The organism is Shewanella sp. AC91-MNA-CIBAN-0169, from assembly GCF_040310165.1.
In the GTDB taxonomy this organism is placed as follows: Bacteria; Pseudomonadota; Gammaproteobacteria; order Enterobacterales; family Shewanellaceae; genus Shewanella.
Window position 1 is genome coordinate 18,021 of sequence record NZ_JBEOPM010000015.1, and the last position, 17,621, is coordinate 35,641.

Annotated in this window: 17 protein-coding genes; 9 read left to right on the forward strand and 8 right to left on the reverse strand. The window is 40.1% G+C overall.

Annotated features, from left to right (window positions below):
- Window positions 1-147: 147 nt before the first annotated feature.
- Both AAEY98_RS13615 and AAEY98_RS13620 read right to left on the reverse strand, forming a co-directional pair.
- The gene (locus tag AAEY98_RS13615) at window positions 148-897 is read right to left on the reverse strand and encodes a TorF family putative porin (RefSeq protein WP_162023087.1); all 750 of its coding nucleotides are present in this window, start codon (window positions 895-897) and stop codon (window positions 148-150) included.
- Between the two features lie 315 nt (window positions 898-1,212).
- Complete coding sequence (locus tag AAEY98_RS13620) at window positions 1,213-2,637, reverse strand: LysM peptidoglycan-binding domain-containing protein (RefSeq protein ID WP_351017584.1); 1,425 nt, start codon at window positions 2,635-2,637, stop codon at window positions 1,213-1,215.
- A gap of 492 nt (window positions 2,638-3,129) precedes the next feature.
- Between AAEY98_RS13620 and AAEY98_RS13625 the strand changes: the two genes are divergently transcribed.
- The 4 genes from AAEY98_RS13625 (at window position 3,130) to AAEY98_RS13640 (ending at window position 7,722) form a co-directional block, all read left to right on the forward strand.
- The gene (locus AAEY98_RS13625; RefSeq protein WP_351011207.1) at window positions 3,130-3,936 is read left to right on the forward strand and encodes an alpha/beta fold hydrolase; all 807 of its coding nucleotides are present in this window, start codon (window positions 3,130-3,132) and stop codon (window positions 3,934-3,936) included.
- Window positions 3,933-4,856, forward strand: a complete 924-nt coding sequence (locus AAEY98_RS13630; protein ID WP_335692353.1) for a sensor domain-containing diguanylate cyclase — start codon at window positions 3,933-3,935, stop codon at window positions 4,854-4,856. Before AAEY98_RS13625 ends, AAEY98_RS13630 begins: the two co-directional genes overlap by 4 nt.
- Window positions 4,857-5,198: 342 nt before the next feature.
- Window positions 5,199-6,767, forward strand: a complete 1,569-nt coding sequence (locus tag AAEY98_RS13635; protein WP_351017588.1) for a YjjI family glycine radical enzyme — start codon at window positions 5,199-5,201, stop codon at window positions 6,765-6,767.
- Window positions 6,760-7,722: a YjjW family glycine radical enzyme activase gene (locus tag AAEY98_RS13640; protein WP_351017591.1), complete on the forward strand. Its 963-nt coding sequence runs from the start codon at window positions 6,760-6,762 to the stop codon at window positions 7,720-7,722. The genes AAEY98_RS13635 and AAEY98_RS13640 overlap by 8 nt, the downstream gene beginning before the upstream one ends.
- A gap of 195 nt (window positions 7,723-7,917) precedes the next feature.
- On the opposite strand, the gene AAEY98_RS13645 is transcribed toward AAEY98_RS13640, so the two are convergent.
- Window positions 7,918-8,838 carry a LysR family transcriptional regulator gene (locus AAEY98_RS13645; RefSeq protein ID WP_192114887.1) on the reverse strand — a complete coding sequence of 307 codons (921 nt, stop codon included), beginning with the start codon at window positions 8,836-8,838 and terminating at the stop codon, window positions 7,918-7,920.
- Between the two features lie 506 nt (window positions 8,839-9,344).
- Between AAEY98_RS13645 and AAEY98_RS13650 the strand changes: the two genes are divergently transcribed.
- Genes AAEY98_RS13650 through AAEY98_RS13665 form a run of 4 tightly spaced genes read left to right on the forward strand, consistent with a single transcriptional unit; the run spans window position 9,345 to window position 12,099 of the window.
- Entirely contained in the window at window positions 9,345-9,986 is a 642-nt protein-coding gene (locus AAEY98_RS13650; RefSeq protein ID WP_351017594.1) for a peroxiredoxin, read from the forward strand.
- Between the two features lie 56 nt (window positions 9,987-10,042).
- Window positions 10,043-10,912, forward strand: coding sequence for an MBL fold metallo-hydrolase (locus tag AAEY98_RS13655; RefSeq protein ID WP_351017597.1), 870 nt, complete (start codon window positions 10,043-10,045; stop codon window positions 10,910-10,912).
- 14 nt (window positions 10,913-10,926) lie between these two features.
- Window positions 10,927-11,679: a sulfite exporter TauE/SafE family protein gene (locus AAEY98_RS13660; RefSeq protein WP_351017600.1), complete on the forward strand. Its 753-nt coding sequence runs from the start codon at window positions 10,927-10,929 to the stop codon at window positions 11,677-11,679.
- 15 nt (window positions 11,680-11,694) lie between these two features.
- Window positions 11,695-12,099 carry a rhodanese-like domain-containing protein gene (locus AAEY98_RS13665; RefSeq protein WP_101088325.1) on the forward strand — a complete coding sequence of 135 codons (405 nt, stop codon included), beginning with the start codon at window positions 11,695-11,697 and terminating at the stop codon, window positions 12,097-12,099.
- 121 nt (window positions 12,100-12,220) lie between these two features.
- Here the strand turns inward: AAEY98_RS13665 and AAEY98_RS13670 are convergent, their stop codons facing one another.
- Window positions 12,221-13,087, reverse strand: coding sequence for an MBL fold metallo-hydrolase (locus AAEY98_RS13670; RefSeq protein WP_351017603.1), 867 nt, complete (start codon window positions 13,085-13,087; stop codon window positions 12,221-12,223).
- A gap of 289 nt (window positions 13,088-13,376) precedes the next feature.
- Window positions 13,377-14,021 carry a Tll0287-like domain-containing protein gene (locus AAEY98_RS13675; RefSeq protein ID WP_351017606.1) on the reverse strand — a complete coding sequence of 215 codons (645 nt, stop codon included), beginning with the start codon at window positions 14,019-14,021 and terminating at the stop codon, window positions 13,377-13,379.
- Between the two features lie 322 nt (window positions 14,022-14,343).
- Here AAEY98_RS13675 and AAEY98_RS13680 point away from each other — a divergent pair, with 322 nt between their 5' ends.
- Complete coding sequence (locus AAEY98_RS13680; protein WP_182744446.1) at window positions 14,344-15,660, forward strand: sigma-54 interaction domain-containing protein; 1,317 nt, start codon at window positions 14,344-14,346, stop codon at window positions 15,658-15,660.
- Window positions 15,661-15,697: 37 nt separating this feature from the next.
- Here AAEY98_RS13680 and AAEY98_RS13685 read toward each other — a convergent pair whose 3' ends face one another.
- The 3 genes from AAEY98_RS13685 to AAEY98_RS13695 form a co-directional block, all read right to left on the reverse strand.
- Window positions 15,698-16,261, reverse strand: a complete 564-nt coding sequence (locus AAEY98_RS13685) for a NifB/NifX family molybdenum-iron cluster-binding protein (protein WP_351017609.1) — start codon at window positions 16,259-16,261, stop codon at window positions 15,698-15,700.
- Between the two features lie 338 nt (window positions 16,262-16,599).
- Window positions 16,600-17,034, reverse strand: coding sequence for a DUF2057 family protein (locus AAEY98_RS13690; protein ID WP_351017612.1), 435 nt, complete (start codon window positions 17,032-17,034; stop codon window positions 16,600-16,602).
- A gap of 104 nt (window positions 17,035-17,138) precedes the next feature.
- Window positions 17,139-17,477 (reverse strand): hypothetical protein, encoded by a 339-nt coding sequence (locus AAEY98_RS13695; protein WP_350999970.1) that lies wholly within the window; start codon window positions 17,475-17,477, stop codon window positions 17,139-17,141.
- Window positions 17,478-17,621 lie beyond the last annotated feature (144 nt).

Here is a 17,621-nt window from a genome sequence, read left to right on the forward strand (position 1 = left end):
TTATTATTCATAACTTTTCATATTTTCCTATAAAGATTTGTCAGGAATGAGTGACAGCTAGCAAAATAGTTTATAAAAAAGGACCTGAGTCACACAATGGGAATGCGTAGAATCAGGTCCAATAATAAAAAAGATTATATTATCAATTTAGAAACTTTTGCTGACGCCAACAACCACTCGGTCATCAAAGATTTTTGTTTGAGTGCCATAGACCTTATGATCGCTATCCATGGTACTGCCATGATAACGAACATCAAAATTGATTCCGGCATAGGCTTTACTCACACCCAAATTCCAGTGCCCCCAACCTTCTGCACCATGACCATCTAAATCTTGGTAGCCGATACTTGCTGATACGTATAAACCATTGTCAAACTGATAGCTCGGATGAACGGCATAGTTAACACCTTGCCAGCCCTCTACACCAAACCAATCATCGATTGTTGGAGTCACTTCTAACTGCACATTTGCATGACCAAATTGCTTACCGACTTTAATCCACAGTTCGGTATAATTTGAATATGAGGCACCTGGATACAGGTAAGAAAAAACCATGACGTCGTAACTGATACCACTATTGCCAAACTCGCCTGCTTTACCAATATAAGGTGCAGTAACAATTTCTAAATTGGGGTCTGCAAATTTGATATTGGATGCAAATACACCAGCATACCAACCCAGATCATTGCCCCAACCTAGGGTACCTTGTACCACTGGTACTTCTGCATCCATTGTTTCTGATTCGCCACGGAAAACATAATCTGAAGCAAAGGTTAATTTACCACTTATGGCTCCACCGAAGACATCATCGTCTGCAGCGTTGGCAAAAGAGGTCGCCGATAAAAGTAGACTGCCTAATAAAATTGACTGAGCTAATTGAGTTTTTCTAATATTCATATTCATCACCCTAAAATATATGTTCTTATTGATAGAGTGACTATATTCAAAACTTGTGAATAGCTATTGAGTTGGATATGAACTGATCGGAAACAAATATGAAAAAATATGAACACTAAGATTTAACATGACCTCAAGCATTGTGTATCACTCTATTAAACATGAATGATCGATTTTTATAATCAAAAGTGTCCATATGCACAGCTGGATTTCGATGTGCTTCACTAGGTTAAATCGGTAAATACTCAGAGTTATGTAACGCTCAACTTTTACAACATTTGAGCTATTGTGCTTATGAGTTTTTAAACAACAGGCTTACAACTGGCTCTGCTGTTGTTTGAAGGGTTGATGATAAAACTGCAGGGTTTTACCTACCGTTAATTTGTCTTTGTCTGTCATTTTGTTCCAAGCGATAATTTGGTCCACACTGACCTTATACACTTTGGCAATACTCCACAGTGTGTCGCCATATTTTACCGTGTGATCGCTTTGAACTGTTGACTGATTAGATGTTGTAATAATCCTTGGCTGTTTGCTTGGTGCAGCTTGCTTTGGTGTAGAGACTTGGGCGTTTTGTGTTGTAGCCAGTTCGACTAAGGGTGTCATGCCCGATGCAGCTTGTGGCATATACAAAAATTGACCCGCAACGATCTTATCGCCATTAATGTCATTCATCGCTTTTATTTCTGACACCGTTGTAAGGTGACGTTTTGCAATGACACTAATATTATCGCCAGCTCTAATCTGATATTTAAACCATTTTACTCTAGCGCTAATATCAGTATCCGCAAGAGCTTGTTTAAACTCACTGACTTTACTCACTGGCACTATCAACTGATGCGGTCCATCGGGTGATGTTGCCCAGCGATTAAACCCTGGATTCAATTTTTGTAACCGAGCAATGGATATATTGGCTAGATCGGCAGCAACTGCGATGTCAATTTGGCTTCCGACATCAATTACTTCAACTAGTGGTTTATTAGGAATGGATTTAAGACTGATGCCGTAGCTTTCAGAATGTTTAATCACATCTGCTATTGCCAGCAATTGTGGTACGTATTGCCGAGTTTCCTTAGGTAATGGTAAAGACCAAAAGTCGGTGCTCAGCCCTCTTGCTTCATTATATCTAATAGCCTCACGTAAACGACCTTCACCAGCATTGTATGCGGCTAGTGCATATAACCAGTTGTCGGTTTTTTTATACAAGTATTCGAGCATATCTAATGCAGCGGTGGTTGCAGCAGGCACATCTTTTCTGCCGTCATACCACCAATTCATCTCTAGTCCAAAATGGCTGGCCATGGGTGAGGTAAATTGCCACAGGCCTGATGCGTCGGCACTGGAATAAGCAACAGGATTAAACGAACTTTCTACTATAGGGAGTAAGGCCAGTTCGATAGGTAAATCTCGATGTTCAAACTCTTGGACGATTAAATATAAAAACGGCTTGGCGCGCTGTGAAATCTGCTCGAGATGCTGTGGATTATTAATATACCAATCACGATATTGGTTAACTAATTGTTGATCTGGAATGGGCATATCCATTGAATATCGAATGCGTTCCCATACATCACCGCTGTCTTGATAATTCCGTCTAGCTAACAACTTAGGAACCTTTAATGATGTTGGTTTATTTACACCACCAAGACTTTTTTCTGCTTTGGCATCTTCTACAACAACAGTTTGGCAACCACTCAACAGGATAAAACCTGCCGCAATAAGGAAGATTGATGCTCTCAATTAAAGGTGTTCCTCAGATAGTACGCCGTTATTTTCTTGTTATAGCGTGAGTTTTTAAAGCAAAAGTCGTACATTGTAATTTAGTTTTATTGTTCTATCCATCTGTTTAAAAACGTCTGTTTAATCAACTCACGGTGCTAACTGCTTTTATTAAACCGTTATCAGACGACACTAGCTAACGTTACGCCCTTTTAGGGATATATAGTTATAGCAGTGTTCATTGTGTATACTTCAACAGTGACGTTAACATTGTTGTAACTAATGGGATTCAATCAGGTTTGCCTACATAAGATATTATGTTCTCTTGGTTGTGATTCATAACGAGCTGGTTAATAATTTATGTTTACCTAAAAAACTATGATCAGGCGATTAAAAAGTTCATTTTGATTTTCATAGTGTTGGTATTTTACTTTTACCCGTTAAACTTCTACTGTTTAGCCAATAAATCCAGCAGGTAGTCATCATTGGTCACCTGGTAAAAATGGAAAAATCATGTCTCATTCAAATGCTGTTCTTGTTAGAAATAATGTTAAATTAATCGGTAATGGTAGCAAAACCTTAGTTCTCGCACATGGGTTTGGTTGCGATCAAAATATGTGGCGTTTTGTAACCCCTGAACTGATGAAGCATTTTACTATTGTGCTATTTGATTATGTTGGTTCAGGTGCTTCTGATATCTCTCAATACAGTAGAAAACGTTATGGTCAACTTGAAGGATATGCAGAAGACATCATCGAAGTATGTGACGCTTTGCACTTAACTGACGCTATTTTCATAGGGCATTCCGTGAGCAGTATTATTGGTGCAATTGCTGCAATTCAAAAACCTGAGCTATTTTCTAAGCTGGTAATGGTATGTCCTTCACCCTGTTTTTTAAATTTTCCTCCTGAATATTTTGGCGGTTTCGATAAAGAAGACTTACTCGAGTTGTTAAATCTAATGGACAAAAATTATATTGGCTGGGCTAATTATTTAGCTCCGTTAGTAATGGGAACAACCAATTCTGATGAGCTAATTGGTGAATTATCAGGCAGTTTTTGTTCTACCGACCCGGTTATTGCGAAGAACTTTGCTGAAGCGACTTTTTTATCTGATTATCGTTATCTACTAAAAGAGATTAAACAACCGTGTTTAATTTTACAAAGTGAAAATGATGCCCTGGCAGCAACATCTGTTGGTGAGTTTATTGCGAGCGAAATACCCCATAGCGAACTTAACATTATCGCTGCTCATGGTCATTGCTTGCATATGACTCATCCTGAAGAAATTTTAAAATCGATAATGAAATTCGCAAAATGATCACGACAAAAAATAGTAAAATCGAAAGTAATAAAACATTTGAGCACTCCCCAGATAGTTTCCAGTGTGGTGCGTTAGTCACCAATGCAGCCAACATTATTATTTATGTAAACTCATACTTTACCGACGAACTATTGTGGAATCCAGAGCAACTGATAGGCAAAAATGCGGATATTATCTTTACCCAATCTTCCCGCATATTTTTTCAAAGTTATTTAATTCCAACACTTTTACACGAACAAATTTGTGAAGAAATGCAGTTGATTATTTTTAATGCTGACGGGCTACGAATTCCGATAACAGTGAATGCTCGTTTAAGCGATGACGGCTGTATTTATTGGAGTTTTTTCAATGCCTCCAAGAGAGACCAACTTTATGATGAGTTAATAAAAACAAGAAAAAAACTTGAGGAGCAAGCTGAAAAATTAAAATTGCTTGCTTCAACTGACGAGTTAACGCAGCTATTAAATAGAAGAGAAATGAAATATCGTTGTACGTTAGCGCTTGAACAGGCTGCTAGATCGGAACAATCTGTTGGTTTATTAGTGTTAGATGTCGATCATTTTAAAATTATTAATGACAGTTTTGGTCATTTAGAAGGCGATCGAGTACTGAAAGAACTCGGGCATATTTTGAAGGGCTTTTGTCGACAAACCGATCTTGTCTCTCGCTTTGGCGGCGAAGAATTTTTGATCTTGCTACCAGACTCCAACAAAAGTGATACTTTATTATTTTGTAACCGGCTCCAAGATAGCATCACGCAAATTAAAGTGGGTGACGGCGTGCTAACCGTCAGTATTGGGGTCAGTATTTGTGATGATAAAACACTGTTTACAGATTTATTTACTCAAGCGGATAAGGCTATGTATAAAGCCAAAGCACTTGGAAGAAATAGAACTGAAGTTTATTGTTTGGATTAAGCCTGTTAGTTTTGCTACAAAGCCAGTAACAACCTACTTAAAAAGCGTTAGCCATATTTCACATCATTTCTGGTTTAACCGCCCAACGCCCAGCAACGTAATAACATTAGTAATGTAATAATCTAATAACGTTCCTCTTTATCGATTACGATTTTTCTGCCACTCTTTGTTTATAGGGTTCATGACTCACTAGCCAATATGTTCTGTCATTTGGGATGTGATCTTCATCATCGGATTTCGATTTTATCAATGCCAACGTCGGCTATTTTCACTGTTTAAACATCCTGCCTTTGAGTAGATTAGTTGTTATCAAGCATTAGTCTATAAGAAGTGAGTTTCATCATGACATTACAAGATAACATTGAGAAAAATGTCTCCCACCCTCACCTTTCTCCTAAGCAAAAATCCAACTATTTAGCATTAGAAGCTGAAAATAGTCTGCCTTATGTGGCGGTGTCTGAGCAGGTAAATAATGCAATGAAACAAGGTATTATCTGCGATATGTTTGAAGGTCATGCGCCATTTAAACCGCGTTATGTGTTGCCAGATTATGCCAAATACCTGCAGCAAGGATCTGAGTATTTGGAGCTGTCGCCCGCCGAAGACTTTGATGACGCCTTAAATGCATTAACCATTCTTTATTTTCATGTGCCATCGGTGACCAATATCCCGGTTTACTTAGGCCAATTAGATGCGTTATTAATGCCTTTTACACAGGGGCTTGATGCTGAAGCCATCTATCGTAAGCTCAAGCGTTTTTGGATATTACTCGACCGCACGTTACCCGATGCGTTTATGCATGTGAATATTGGCCCAACTGATAACATTATTTGCCGAACCATTTTGAGAATAGATGCAGAATTACAACAAATTGCGCCCAATTTAACCTTTATGTATGACCCTGCCGTAACGCCAGATGATTTATTATTTCAGGCCACCAGCAATATTTGTCAATGCGGTAAACCTCACATTGCCAACTATCCGCTACATGCCGACGCCTTCGATACTCGTGGCTTTGGGATTGTCAGTTGTTATAACGCATTACCGTTAGCTGGCGGCGCCAATACCTTGGTGCGGGTTAACCTCAAAGAAGTCGCTCTAAACGCTAACAGTATTGATGATTTTTTTGCCCAAACGCTGCCATATTACAGCCAACTCGCATTCGAGCTTATTGAAGCTCGTTCTGCATTTTTACACCAACAATCTCATTTCTTTGACAGTTTTTTAGTTAAGGAACAGTTGATCGATGAATCTCGCTTTGCACCTATGTTCGGTATTTATGGTATGGCTGAAGCGGTCAATATTTTACAAGCCTTACTACCTAATGCTGCTGAGATTACAACTACCAATGTCGCAAGCAAACCCAATACAGGCTACGGCCATAACCCAGATGCAAATGAACTTGGACTCGGAATATCTGCAGCTTTAGACAACATAGTAAAGTCGACACCAGTCACTTACGGTTATAACGGTCGCGCCTTATTGCATTCTCAAAGTGGCATTAGTTTGGATAAAAATGTCACCCCTGGCGTGCGTATTCCCTATGGCTCAGAACCAGACCCTATTAGTCATATTCAAGCACTAGCTAAACATCATCAATATTATACTGCTGGGATAAGCGATATTTTAACCATAGATGAAACCGTTAAAGCTAATCCTCAAGCGATGTTCCAACTCTGTAAAGGCGCCCTTAGTTCAGGTTTTAGAGAGTTTAGTGCCAATGTTACTAATAACGATTTAGTCCGTGTTACTGGTTATATGGTTAAACGCTCAGACATTGAGACTTTTAAGCAATGCGGTTCACGCACCAACACCACAGGGTTAGCAGCAGAAGCCGCAATCAATACGGGGATACTTCAACGCCAAGCTCGGGTAATTGCTCACGAACAAGCTCCTTTTATTCATGAGTAAACATGCCGTTGTCAGTCAAATATTGCCATTTTCCTGTGTCGACGGGCCTGGCAGTCGTTTGGTGATATTTTTGCAAGGCTGCAACTATCAATGCAAAAATTGTCATAATCCTCACACCATCAGTTTGTGTGATGCTTGTGGTGACTGCATTGATAGTTGCCCTGAACAGGCACTTAGTCTTATTCATTCACAAGCTATGCCGTTACCCCAAATGCGGTCACAAGAAATGTCGTTACATGGAGATCTAATACCAGTTAATCATTCTCCATGTAGTTCGCCAAGTAAGCCCCATATTGTCTGGGACAGCACCAAATGCAGCCAATGCGATACTTGCCTTGCGGGATGCTCTAGACAATCGACGCCTAAAACGTCTCATTACACCGTTGAACAAATGCTAGAGGTTATCTACGGACAACGTCATTTTATCAATGGAATTACACTCAGTGGTGGTGAAGCGAGCTTACAATTGCCTTTTATTATTGAGCTTTTTAGTGCGATAAAGTCCTCAGAACATTTATCGCATCTCAGTTGTATGCTCGACACCAATGGCAGTTTGAGCTCAACAGGTTGGGATAAGCTACTGCCATTTTTAGATGGCGCAATGGTTGATTTAAAAGCATGGCAACAAGATACCCATCATTACATCACTGGGCGTGATAACCATTCGGTGTTTACGTCAATTGAGTTACTGGCTCAGCACAATAAACTGTATGAAGTAAGACTGTTACACATTCCCGGCATCACTGATTATGAGCATGATATTGACGCCCTAGGCGGGTATTTATCTAACCTCCCCACAGAGACTCGGGTGAAGTTAAATGCGTTTCATCATCATGGTGTTATAGGCGTAGGCTCTACATGGCCACAATGTACTCAAGCGGATATAGCACGTTTAGCAAATCAACTTACTCAGCGAGGAGTCACCAATATCGTCTTGCCGTCGCTGTATATCTAATCGCTATATTTAGTACCTATATTTAACACCTACATTTAGCGTCCATAGGTAACTTCTATTGGTAACTTCTTTAGGTAACGTCTATATGCAACTGAGGTTGAACATATGGCTAGGATGGCTTTGCTGCAACTTAATACCAAATCAATTCATTGATAAAGTACCATTTAATCAATACATAAAATCGTATTGGTGCGCTTAACGACTGCACAGCAATATTTGTTCATACAGCCAACGATGAGCAGGATCGTTCATACTTTGCCGATGCCACACAAGGCTATAAGCAACTTTGCCATAATCGATCGGTAACGGTTTAATCAATAATCCTTGGGCTTGCTTGGCTATTGAGGCCCAGTGGCGCGAACAGGTAAATAGCAGTTCACTGTGATGGCACATTAACGCTGCGCTGCCAAAGTCAGGTACCGAAATCGGTATCGCCCGTTTTTTAGATTGTTGTGCCAGTAAAATATCAAAAAAAGGTGTGCTCAAATCAGTATCTGTTATGCCGATGTGGCTGAAATTTAAGTAGTCATCAAGGCTAATAGTCTGCTGTGACGCCAGTGGATGGCTAGCACTCATTAGGCAGACCATTTCATCGTTGATTAAGGTTTCCCAGACTAAGTCTTCATCGACATTGGTTGGTTGGCTTAAGTCATGTGGCAAAAGAATAAAATCCAACGAGCCTTTTACTAAGCCCTCAAAGCCGATGTTGTCTTTATTGTAAATATCGATATGGATATTGGGCGCTAAGTTGAGAATATGAGCCGTTAATGTGGCGGCTAATAACTCAAATGTGCTTTCGCGCATCGCCAGTGAAAAGCTACCTTGATAATGTTGTGGCTTGAACACATCCTGGTTCATGATCTGATTCATATCATTAATCATCTGCTTCACACTTGGGCCTAGTCGTCGTGCTAATGCAGTGGCGATGAGTGAATTGCCATGACGATAGAATAATTCATCATGCAAACTTTCTCTTAGCTGACTTAAGGTTTTACTCACCGACGATGGGCTTAAACATAACCGTTCAGCACAGGCTGTGACACTGAGGGTATCAAGCATCACATGCAAAGTGATCAAGTGTTTCATACTGATACGTGAAAGCTTGGCCAATTCCATTTACGAATTACTCTTTATAAGTCATATATTTGATTACGAAAATATAAACCTAAATGATATTACGGTATAGGCTTCACAAGCATAATCAAGACCCGCTTCACATTGCTATCGTTAAATAAATTTTTGTTCCGCAATCAGCTCTATTTCTAATCCATATAATGCGGCTTTATGCACAGATTTGTTAATTACTCACTTCAGAAACCTTACTGCTAACACCTGTATCGCTTGATCGGTTTTGCTATTGCGACAATTAACGTGGTCATTTTTGTCTTTTGTGCCATTTATGACACGAGTTAAATACAACTTATTGTGTGGATAATGTAAAAATTATCTAACAACTAATCACATCTAAATTTTTAATTAATAAAATCAGATACTTATTTTATTTACGTTATTTATTATCATCTAACAGATATTGGCCTAGCAATTGCTATTACTAAGTATGTTTGCAATCTATTTTACAGATTAGAGTTGCATTAACTTAACCATTTTTTTGGAGTAATAACATGACTGATTCTATTGTTTCTTTTCCGCAATTAAACCGACCCGCTCCGGCCTTTAATACCAAGACAACACATGGCATGCGCTCACTTACTGACTATAAAGGTAAGTGGCTAGTGTTGTTCTCTCATCCTGCGGATTTTACCCCTGTGTGTACGACTGAGTTTATTGGGTTTGCTCAACGTGCAGAAGAATTTGCCAAGCTTAATACTGAGTTACTCGGTTTATCTATCGACAGTGTTCATTCCCATATCGCTTGGGTACGTAACATTGAAGAAAACTTTGGCGTTGAAATTACCTTCCCGATTATTTCCGACTTATCAATGGAAGTGGCTAAAGCCTACGGCATGATCCAACCCGGTGCGAGTGACACCGCTGCCGTTCGCGCAACCTTTATTATCGATCCCGAAGGTGTGCTGCGTGCCATGGTGTATTACCCAATGAGTAATGGTCGTTCTATAGATGAATTTGTTCGATTAGTAAAAGCACTGCAAACCAGTGATGCCAATGGCGTTGCTACCCCAGAAAACTGGCAACCTGGCGATGACGTTATTGTGCCACCACCAGCAACAACTGCTGACGCTAAAGCACGTTTATCCCAGGGTTATCATTACGTAGATTGGTATTTTAGTAAGAAGTCGCTTTAACCCGTGGCAAGCACTGGGACGCTTAGTCCCTGTGCACTATTTAACAGGAGCTTGTGATGATTTCAACCTTTAGTGTCCATGAATTTTTAGATGAAGACAGTGAAACGTTCACTTATGTTGTTGCTGATAATACCACATCGTTTGCTGTGATTATTGACCCTGTTTTAGACTTTGATTATAAATCAGGTCGAACAGACACACGAAATGCCAATCGGGTTTTACATTGGATTGATCGCCAAGCGTTAACCGTCAAATGGATACTTGAAACCCATGCTCATGCCGATCATTTATCTGCTGCCAGTTATTTACGTGACAAAATTGGTGGCCAAATTGGTATTGGCGAGCACATCACCGAAGTCCAGCAGACTTTTAAAAAGGTATTTAACCTAGACGCTAGCTTTTTGCCTAACGGCAGCCAATTTGACCATCTATTTAAACATAATGAGCAGTTACAAGTCGGTAATATGACCATTCGTGTTATGCACACACCGGGTCACACTCCGGCTGATCTTGCTTATATTATTAATGAGCAAGCCGCCTTTGTTGGAGACACCATTTTCATGCCAGATGTGGGTACCGCTAGGTGTGATTTCCCAGGTGGGGATGCCAATACTTTGTACGATTCCATTCAGGCATTATTTACCCTACCAGAAAGCACTGATATCTATGTGTGTCATGACTACCCTACTGAGGGGCGCGGGCATCAATTTAAAACTCAAGTCATCCAACAGAAACAACACAATATCCATGTTAACAACACTATTACCAAATCTGCTTTTGTGACGCTTCGTCAACAACGAGACGCCACATTGCCGATGCCTAGGCTGATATTGCCATCGATTCAAATCAATATTCGCGCAGGCCAAATGCCTGCCCCTGAAGACAACGGCACTGTGTATTTAAAAATCCCGATTAACCAGCTTTAAACTTAAGAGTAATCATGATGATACAAGCAATCATTGGCGCATTATTAATTGGTTTAGTGCTGAGTGTATTAGGGTCTGGTGGCTCCATCCTTACTGTTCCGGTGTTGCTTTACCTTATTGGAATGCAACCCCAATTAGCTATCGCTTCGTCATTGTGCATTGTGGGTGCTATCAGTTTAATCAGCAGCATAGGCTTTATTAAGCATAAAAAAGTCTCTTGGCCTCATGTGTTTTTATTTGGTTTACCTGGCATGGTAGGCACCTATTTAGGCGCATGGCTCAGCAGCTTCTTTAACAGTGACATACAACTTACTGTGTTTGTTCTTTTGATGCTCATTGGCGCGGTGATGATGTGGCGAAATCAATCTAGCCGCTACCAAGCTGGCAAACTAAATATCCCTAAAATCTTGTCGCAAGGATTAGCGGTTGGGATTGTCACCGGTTTTGTGGGTGTAGGTGGTGGTTTTTTAATTGTGCCTGCACTGGTGTTACTTGGCGGCATTGAAATGTCACTGGCGATTGGTACCAGCTTACTGATTATTTCGATGAACTCACTGGTCGGTTTTGCTAAATATTACTCATTACTTTCAAGTAAAGGGTTTGAGTTTGATTGGTCGATTATTGCCATCATGATTGCAGGCGGACTTGTCGGCAGTATTGCTGGCCAATGGATAAATCAATATTTACCCAAAGCGATTTTACAAAAAATATTTGCCGTGTTTTTAGTGCTAATGGCGCTATTCATTGTAACTAAATCCATTATTTAACATCACGAGGTACACATGAAAACTGCCCAAGAATACATAAGTGAGATTAAAACCCACATTATTGAAGTGAGTACCCAAGAACTACTGACGGCAATGCTTAACCCTGATGTGATCATTATCGATGTTCGTGAGCATGATGAGTTTACGACGGGCCATATAGAAGGCGCAGTGAATTTTCCTCGTGGCGTATTAGAGATGAAAATACACGAGCATCCTTTAGTCAGTCATCACTGTGAGTGGGTATTGGCATTAAATGAACTAGCTGACAAAGACATATATCTTATTTGTCGAACCGGTGGCCGTTCTGCTCTGGCGGCAGCATCATTACAGGATATGGGGTTTAGCAAACCTCTGTCTGTTGCCGGTGGCATGATGCAATGGCAACAAGATGGCTTTCCATTGGTGCCTCATAAAATATAAATTACGCAAACATGAGCCAACATTATGTGGCTCATGGCTTATTTTTTACTGATGGCAGATGCTGTTAATGGCTAACCGTGCTAATGGTTGATTGTGCTAATGGTTGATTGTGTATTCATTTTTAGAGCTGATCTAGCGGTATTTTAAGGTAGTAGTTACCCTTACCGTCAGCTAATGGCATGTTACCCGCACGAATATTCATTTGAATCGCGGCTAATAATAGTTGCTGTATGTCAGGGCCAATATGACGTTGTTGATGCCGTTTAATAAACTCTGCTAGGGTGACATTCCCCCCTACCACACTATTATAGCGTTTTTGGGCAATCACCGATGTTTCTAACCCATTATCTGTACGTTTCTGTGCATGTGGATCATGGCCAACAAACACCCTAGTGCAATTAGGTAATGCCAATATTCGCTGAATTGAATGGTACAAGGTTATTACGCTGCTATTGGGGAAGTCAGTATTAACGGTGCCTAATTCTGGCGTTGACAAGGTGTCGCCTACAAACACAACATCTTCAATGAGATAACTGACGCAGGTTGGTGTATGACCCGGTGTATGCATAATGTGAATATCTAAATGACCCAGTTTAATGAGTTCTTCATCCACAAATAATTGTTCAAATTGTTCGCCATTACATTTAAAACTATCATCAAGATTCAGTAATCGCTTAAAGGTATGTTGAACTTTGGTGATGTGCTCGCCAATTCCGGTTGTTCCACCACATTTTTTCTTGATATAACAGGCCGCAGAAATATGGTCGCTGTGGGCATGGGTTTCTAAAATCCATTCAACTTCAAATCCATGTTCATCGATATGCTCAATGATGCTATCAGCAAAACTCGTGCTTATGGTGCCAGACGCCATGTCAAAATCTAAAACAGGATCAATAATCGCACATTGACGGGTAGCAATATCGGTCACCACATACGTTAGAGTATGGCTAGCTTGATGATAAAAATGATCGATTCGAATTCTACTCATGACACATTAACTCCCAACACAATACACTGGTATTTGTCAGATAAAGCCTCAGATTAATATTGGTAATATTCTCAACATCATTGATTCAATGACTGAGGAGGGTTAATCATTACAGCATGATGTTAAATTAAACCATCAATGTAAACTGCGGATTAAGTCGCAACAAACAGCGAATTAATAAGCATTATTTGATTTACGATCCGAAGAATAAGGCTTAATGATAAAGCCCTATTCCCGTGGTAGTTTGTTAATTACTTTTTCGACTATTACTTTCGACTATTGCTTTCGGCTATGGCTTAGCAGTAACCGATGGAGTAGCTGTTTTGATATCCTTTTTCAGTGAAAATGCGCCACGAATATCACCAAGGGCAAAGTTAACCGCTTTATCATCTGGATAGGTTTTGCTCAGCAATGCACTCACTTCCGGTTCAATATTACTGCCATGGCAACCTAAACATAATTGTTGCGCTGGTATGGCCTTCATATAACGAAACTGAGTGTTACCATCATTGACGATAAACTCACTCGCCACGATTGGCTTATCTGCAGGTTGTTGTGCTGAGGCATTCACCAGCTCAAATTGTTGTAATTGCGATAACTCCCATTCATCTGGCGTATTGTCTGAATTACGTACACGTAAACTGGTTCGAGTCAGTGTCCAGCCCTCTTTCGAGTTTTCAGCGGCAATGGCAGGTGCAACCGATTTACACACCGACACCGCATTGATTAAGCCACCTTGTTTAATTGCGGCTTGTAACTGACCTTTTAACGCTTGGCTAAAATCGGCAATGCGTTGATTGGCCTGTTGTTCAAGCACCTGCTGTTGCGTTAGTGATTCAGCATGGCAAAGGCTGCTCATGCCAGCAATCACTAATAACGCACTGATGTTACGTGCATTTAAAACCGTTTTTTTGTGCTTTGATGTTAATTTCATTATTTGTCATCCTCGTCTTCAAGTCGGGTCATTCCCATTAACTTCAGGGCATAATTTTCGTACATGGGTTCACTACTGCCAGGGCACCGTTCGGTCGTAAGCGATATAACACAATCAATACAAAGCTTGTGCCATATCACACTAGTTAGGTTTAATCGTTTAAAATCATTAGCTTAAACATTATTGAAATTGACAGGATGCCCATGCTAGGTTGTTGAGTAACAAATGAGTGACAAATATGACATCGTAATGACATTTATCGTGCTATTAATGTCATTATAAAGGTTGGCCGATTAATATGAATCGCAAGCGAGAGTAAGCAATGAATAACACCACCGTTGTACAATCTATGATAAACGCTATTGATAAACCGGCGATTTTTATTACTCCCGATTATGTGATCCATGCGGTTAATCAAGCCTATATCGAAACCTATGATGACGACGTTATTTTAGGCCAAAGTAAATGCCATCAAATCTCTCATAATAGTGACCAACCTTGCGATAAACACGGTGAGGAATGCCCGTTATTACAATGCCAGAGTACTAACCGAGCTGCCAGTGCCGTGCATATTCACAGCACGGTGCAAGGTAAGTCTTACTGCGACATTTTAATGAAACCTATAAAAGATAATAGTGGCATGGTATTGGGGTATCTAGAGATTTTAGATGCCATAGATTACGCATCGACAGAATCAAAAAAAGGCACCATGATCGGTCAGTCTGCGCCATTTAAGCAGATGCTCAACAGGATTAATAGAGCCTCTCAATCCAATATCGCGGTTCTGTTACAAGGTGAAACTGGTTCAGGCAAAGAGTTAGTTGCTAAAGCGGTACATCAGGCCAGCAACCGAAATGATAAACCGTTTGTGGTGATTGAATGCACTGGGCTAAGTGAAAATCTGTTCGAAAGTGAATTATTTGGCTATGAAAAAGGTGCATTTACAGGGGCGACAAGCAGCAAAAAAGGCTTGATTGAAATAGCGCACGGTGGAACGGTGTTTTTTGATGAAATTGGTGATGTACCGATGAACATGCAAGTAAAGTTACTTAGGTTACTTGAAACCCAGTGTTATCGTGCCGTCGGCGGATTAAAACAGAAACGTTCTGACTTTAGGCTAGTCAGTGCCAGCCATAAGAATTTACTCGATTTAGTAGAAAAAGGTGAATTTAGGCGCGACCTGTATTACCGCATTGCAGGATTTCCGATTTACTTACCGTCGTTACGTGAGCGTTATGATGACATTCCGACGCTGGTGAATCACTTTATAAAATATTCTGATTACAAACATAAAAAGTTTTCGAGCAATGCATTAACTCTTTTGGGTCGTTATGCATTTCCGGGAAATATTCGCGAATTGAAAAATATTATTGAGCAATCGGCACTTATCGCCAATGAGGATGTTATACACAGCAGTGATTTACCTGAAAGCGTTCAACCGAGCCACACATCTAAGGATGAAACAATTGCCGTAAAACTTAACACCGAACTGATGACGTTAGATGACATGGAATGTGCGTACCTTTCGCAGGTATGTGAGCAATATGCAGGATCGCCAGCCGAATTAGCGATAACGCTTAATATTAGTGTGCGTACCTTATATCGAAAATTACAACGCTATGGTTTAAAGCTTAACTAGCCACCACAGCGCTGTGATAAAACACCCCTAGCGATCATTAATGAGCAATTAGTGAATGTTTTTTATTGCAGCAACGTTTCATTGTTGTGGTTTCATTCGCCAATTTAGATTTAGACTCACAGCAACGTTTATGTGTCCCCGAGTCAGATTGGTTATGGCAGTCTTCTTCACCATGAGCGTGTTGATGATCATGGTCATGGTTATGCTCATGGTTACAGCAACCACCAGTGGCTTTCTTAGCAATATTATTGATTGATGGTCGCCCCTGACTTGCCTCGGTAAATGGCTCACAGTCCGCTAAATGACTACTGGCAAAATACTCTATTGCAGTACGACCATTTTTTGCGTGAAATACACTCAATTGTTGGCTTAATAACTTAGATAAAAGCTGTTGGCCAATGTTGCGCACGATGACGCGATCCGCCCCATTTGCCAGTATCATACTGACTAATTGTTTCTTACCCTCACATCCTTCTGTTAATGCTGGGTTGGCAAAGCGCCCTTTTACTTGGCCTTGCTCATCAATGAATAGCATCTCATCGGCACGGCTAAAGTGGTTGGCAATATGTTGGTCTTTCATAGGTATGGCAGTAATCATCATGTCTCCTCATGTGCATTTTTAACAAATCGATTAAACGCAGTTGTTCCAACTTGGTTTATCGACATGCCACTGGGCTTAAAACAGCTTTTGCCGAGAGCGTCCTAGAATCTTCGTTTATTTTTGGAGGCTTGGCATTATCTGCTTAAATTAATCGAATAATAGTAATTGGCATATGCAATATATACTCTTATTATTAGCATATGCCAATAATAATTTCGATTCTGGTTTGAGTTTTGTGACGCGTGACATTATTTATGATGACAAGTATTTTACCTGTCATAAGGCGTGCGAGGATGTAGATAACGATAGAGCGCTATGTAAGCGCCCTATCAATTTTACTATTGTTGCATCATTTGACTGTGTTGTTTCATGATAATAGCCATTAACTCTTCGTGATTAACTAATTTGACGTTTTCACCTTTTACGCTGGCGCGGTCTAAGGTTATCACCGGTGATGCAATAAATTTCTTTGCATTGGTTGAAGAGAAAATCTCTTTGCTACGCACTTTAATATCTTCATCTTTGGTTAGATGTAGACTCCAATATAACGCATCGGACTTAATAAAATTCGTATCATCTGCTCCTGATGAAAACACATCATAAAACTGTAATTCTATTAAATGTTGACCAGGAGACACCTCCATTTCACTTTTATTTGATGCCGATTTGCCATCGACCGCAGTAAAGATTAAATAGTCAGGTAATGAGATAGTGGCAGCCATTGCTGCTGAGCTGGCTAAAGATAATAGTGTGATCGCAATGAATTTTTTCATAATAAACTCCGTTAACTTTTTGATGCTTATAGTTTTTTGAGGCTTATAGTTGAAGCAACAAAAATCTTTATAAATTAATGTGGGTAACTAATAAACATAAAGAATTAAGCTATCGGAGGCGGATTTTGGCTCACTAGAATGGTGGGCGTTGATGTCCATAAAGGCGAACTCACTTTGGCACTCGTTAGTAGAGCACCGGTGAGGTTTGTTGCTGATAACAAAAATGCATTCGCGACCGCATGACAATGGCTAATGCATTGACTCATATCGTTTAAGCAACAGTCATCGTTAGTATCACAGTCACTTTGCATCATCGTTGATTGATGCATACTACTCGACTGCATGTCCGACATGGCCATTTCATTAGACATAGCAAAACTTGGAACAAGTAATTGTCCAAGTAGTGAAATTATCATTGCTATGTTTAACAGCGTATTTCGCATTATGTAGGCCATATGATGAGTACGATTCAACATTAACAATTTAATTAGAGTGATAATCAGAGCTGAATCACATTTTAAGGTTTAGCCATAGTTGAATGCCCCAACCTTGCATGTGTTATGGCAGAGCAATACCACTGTTATAAT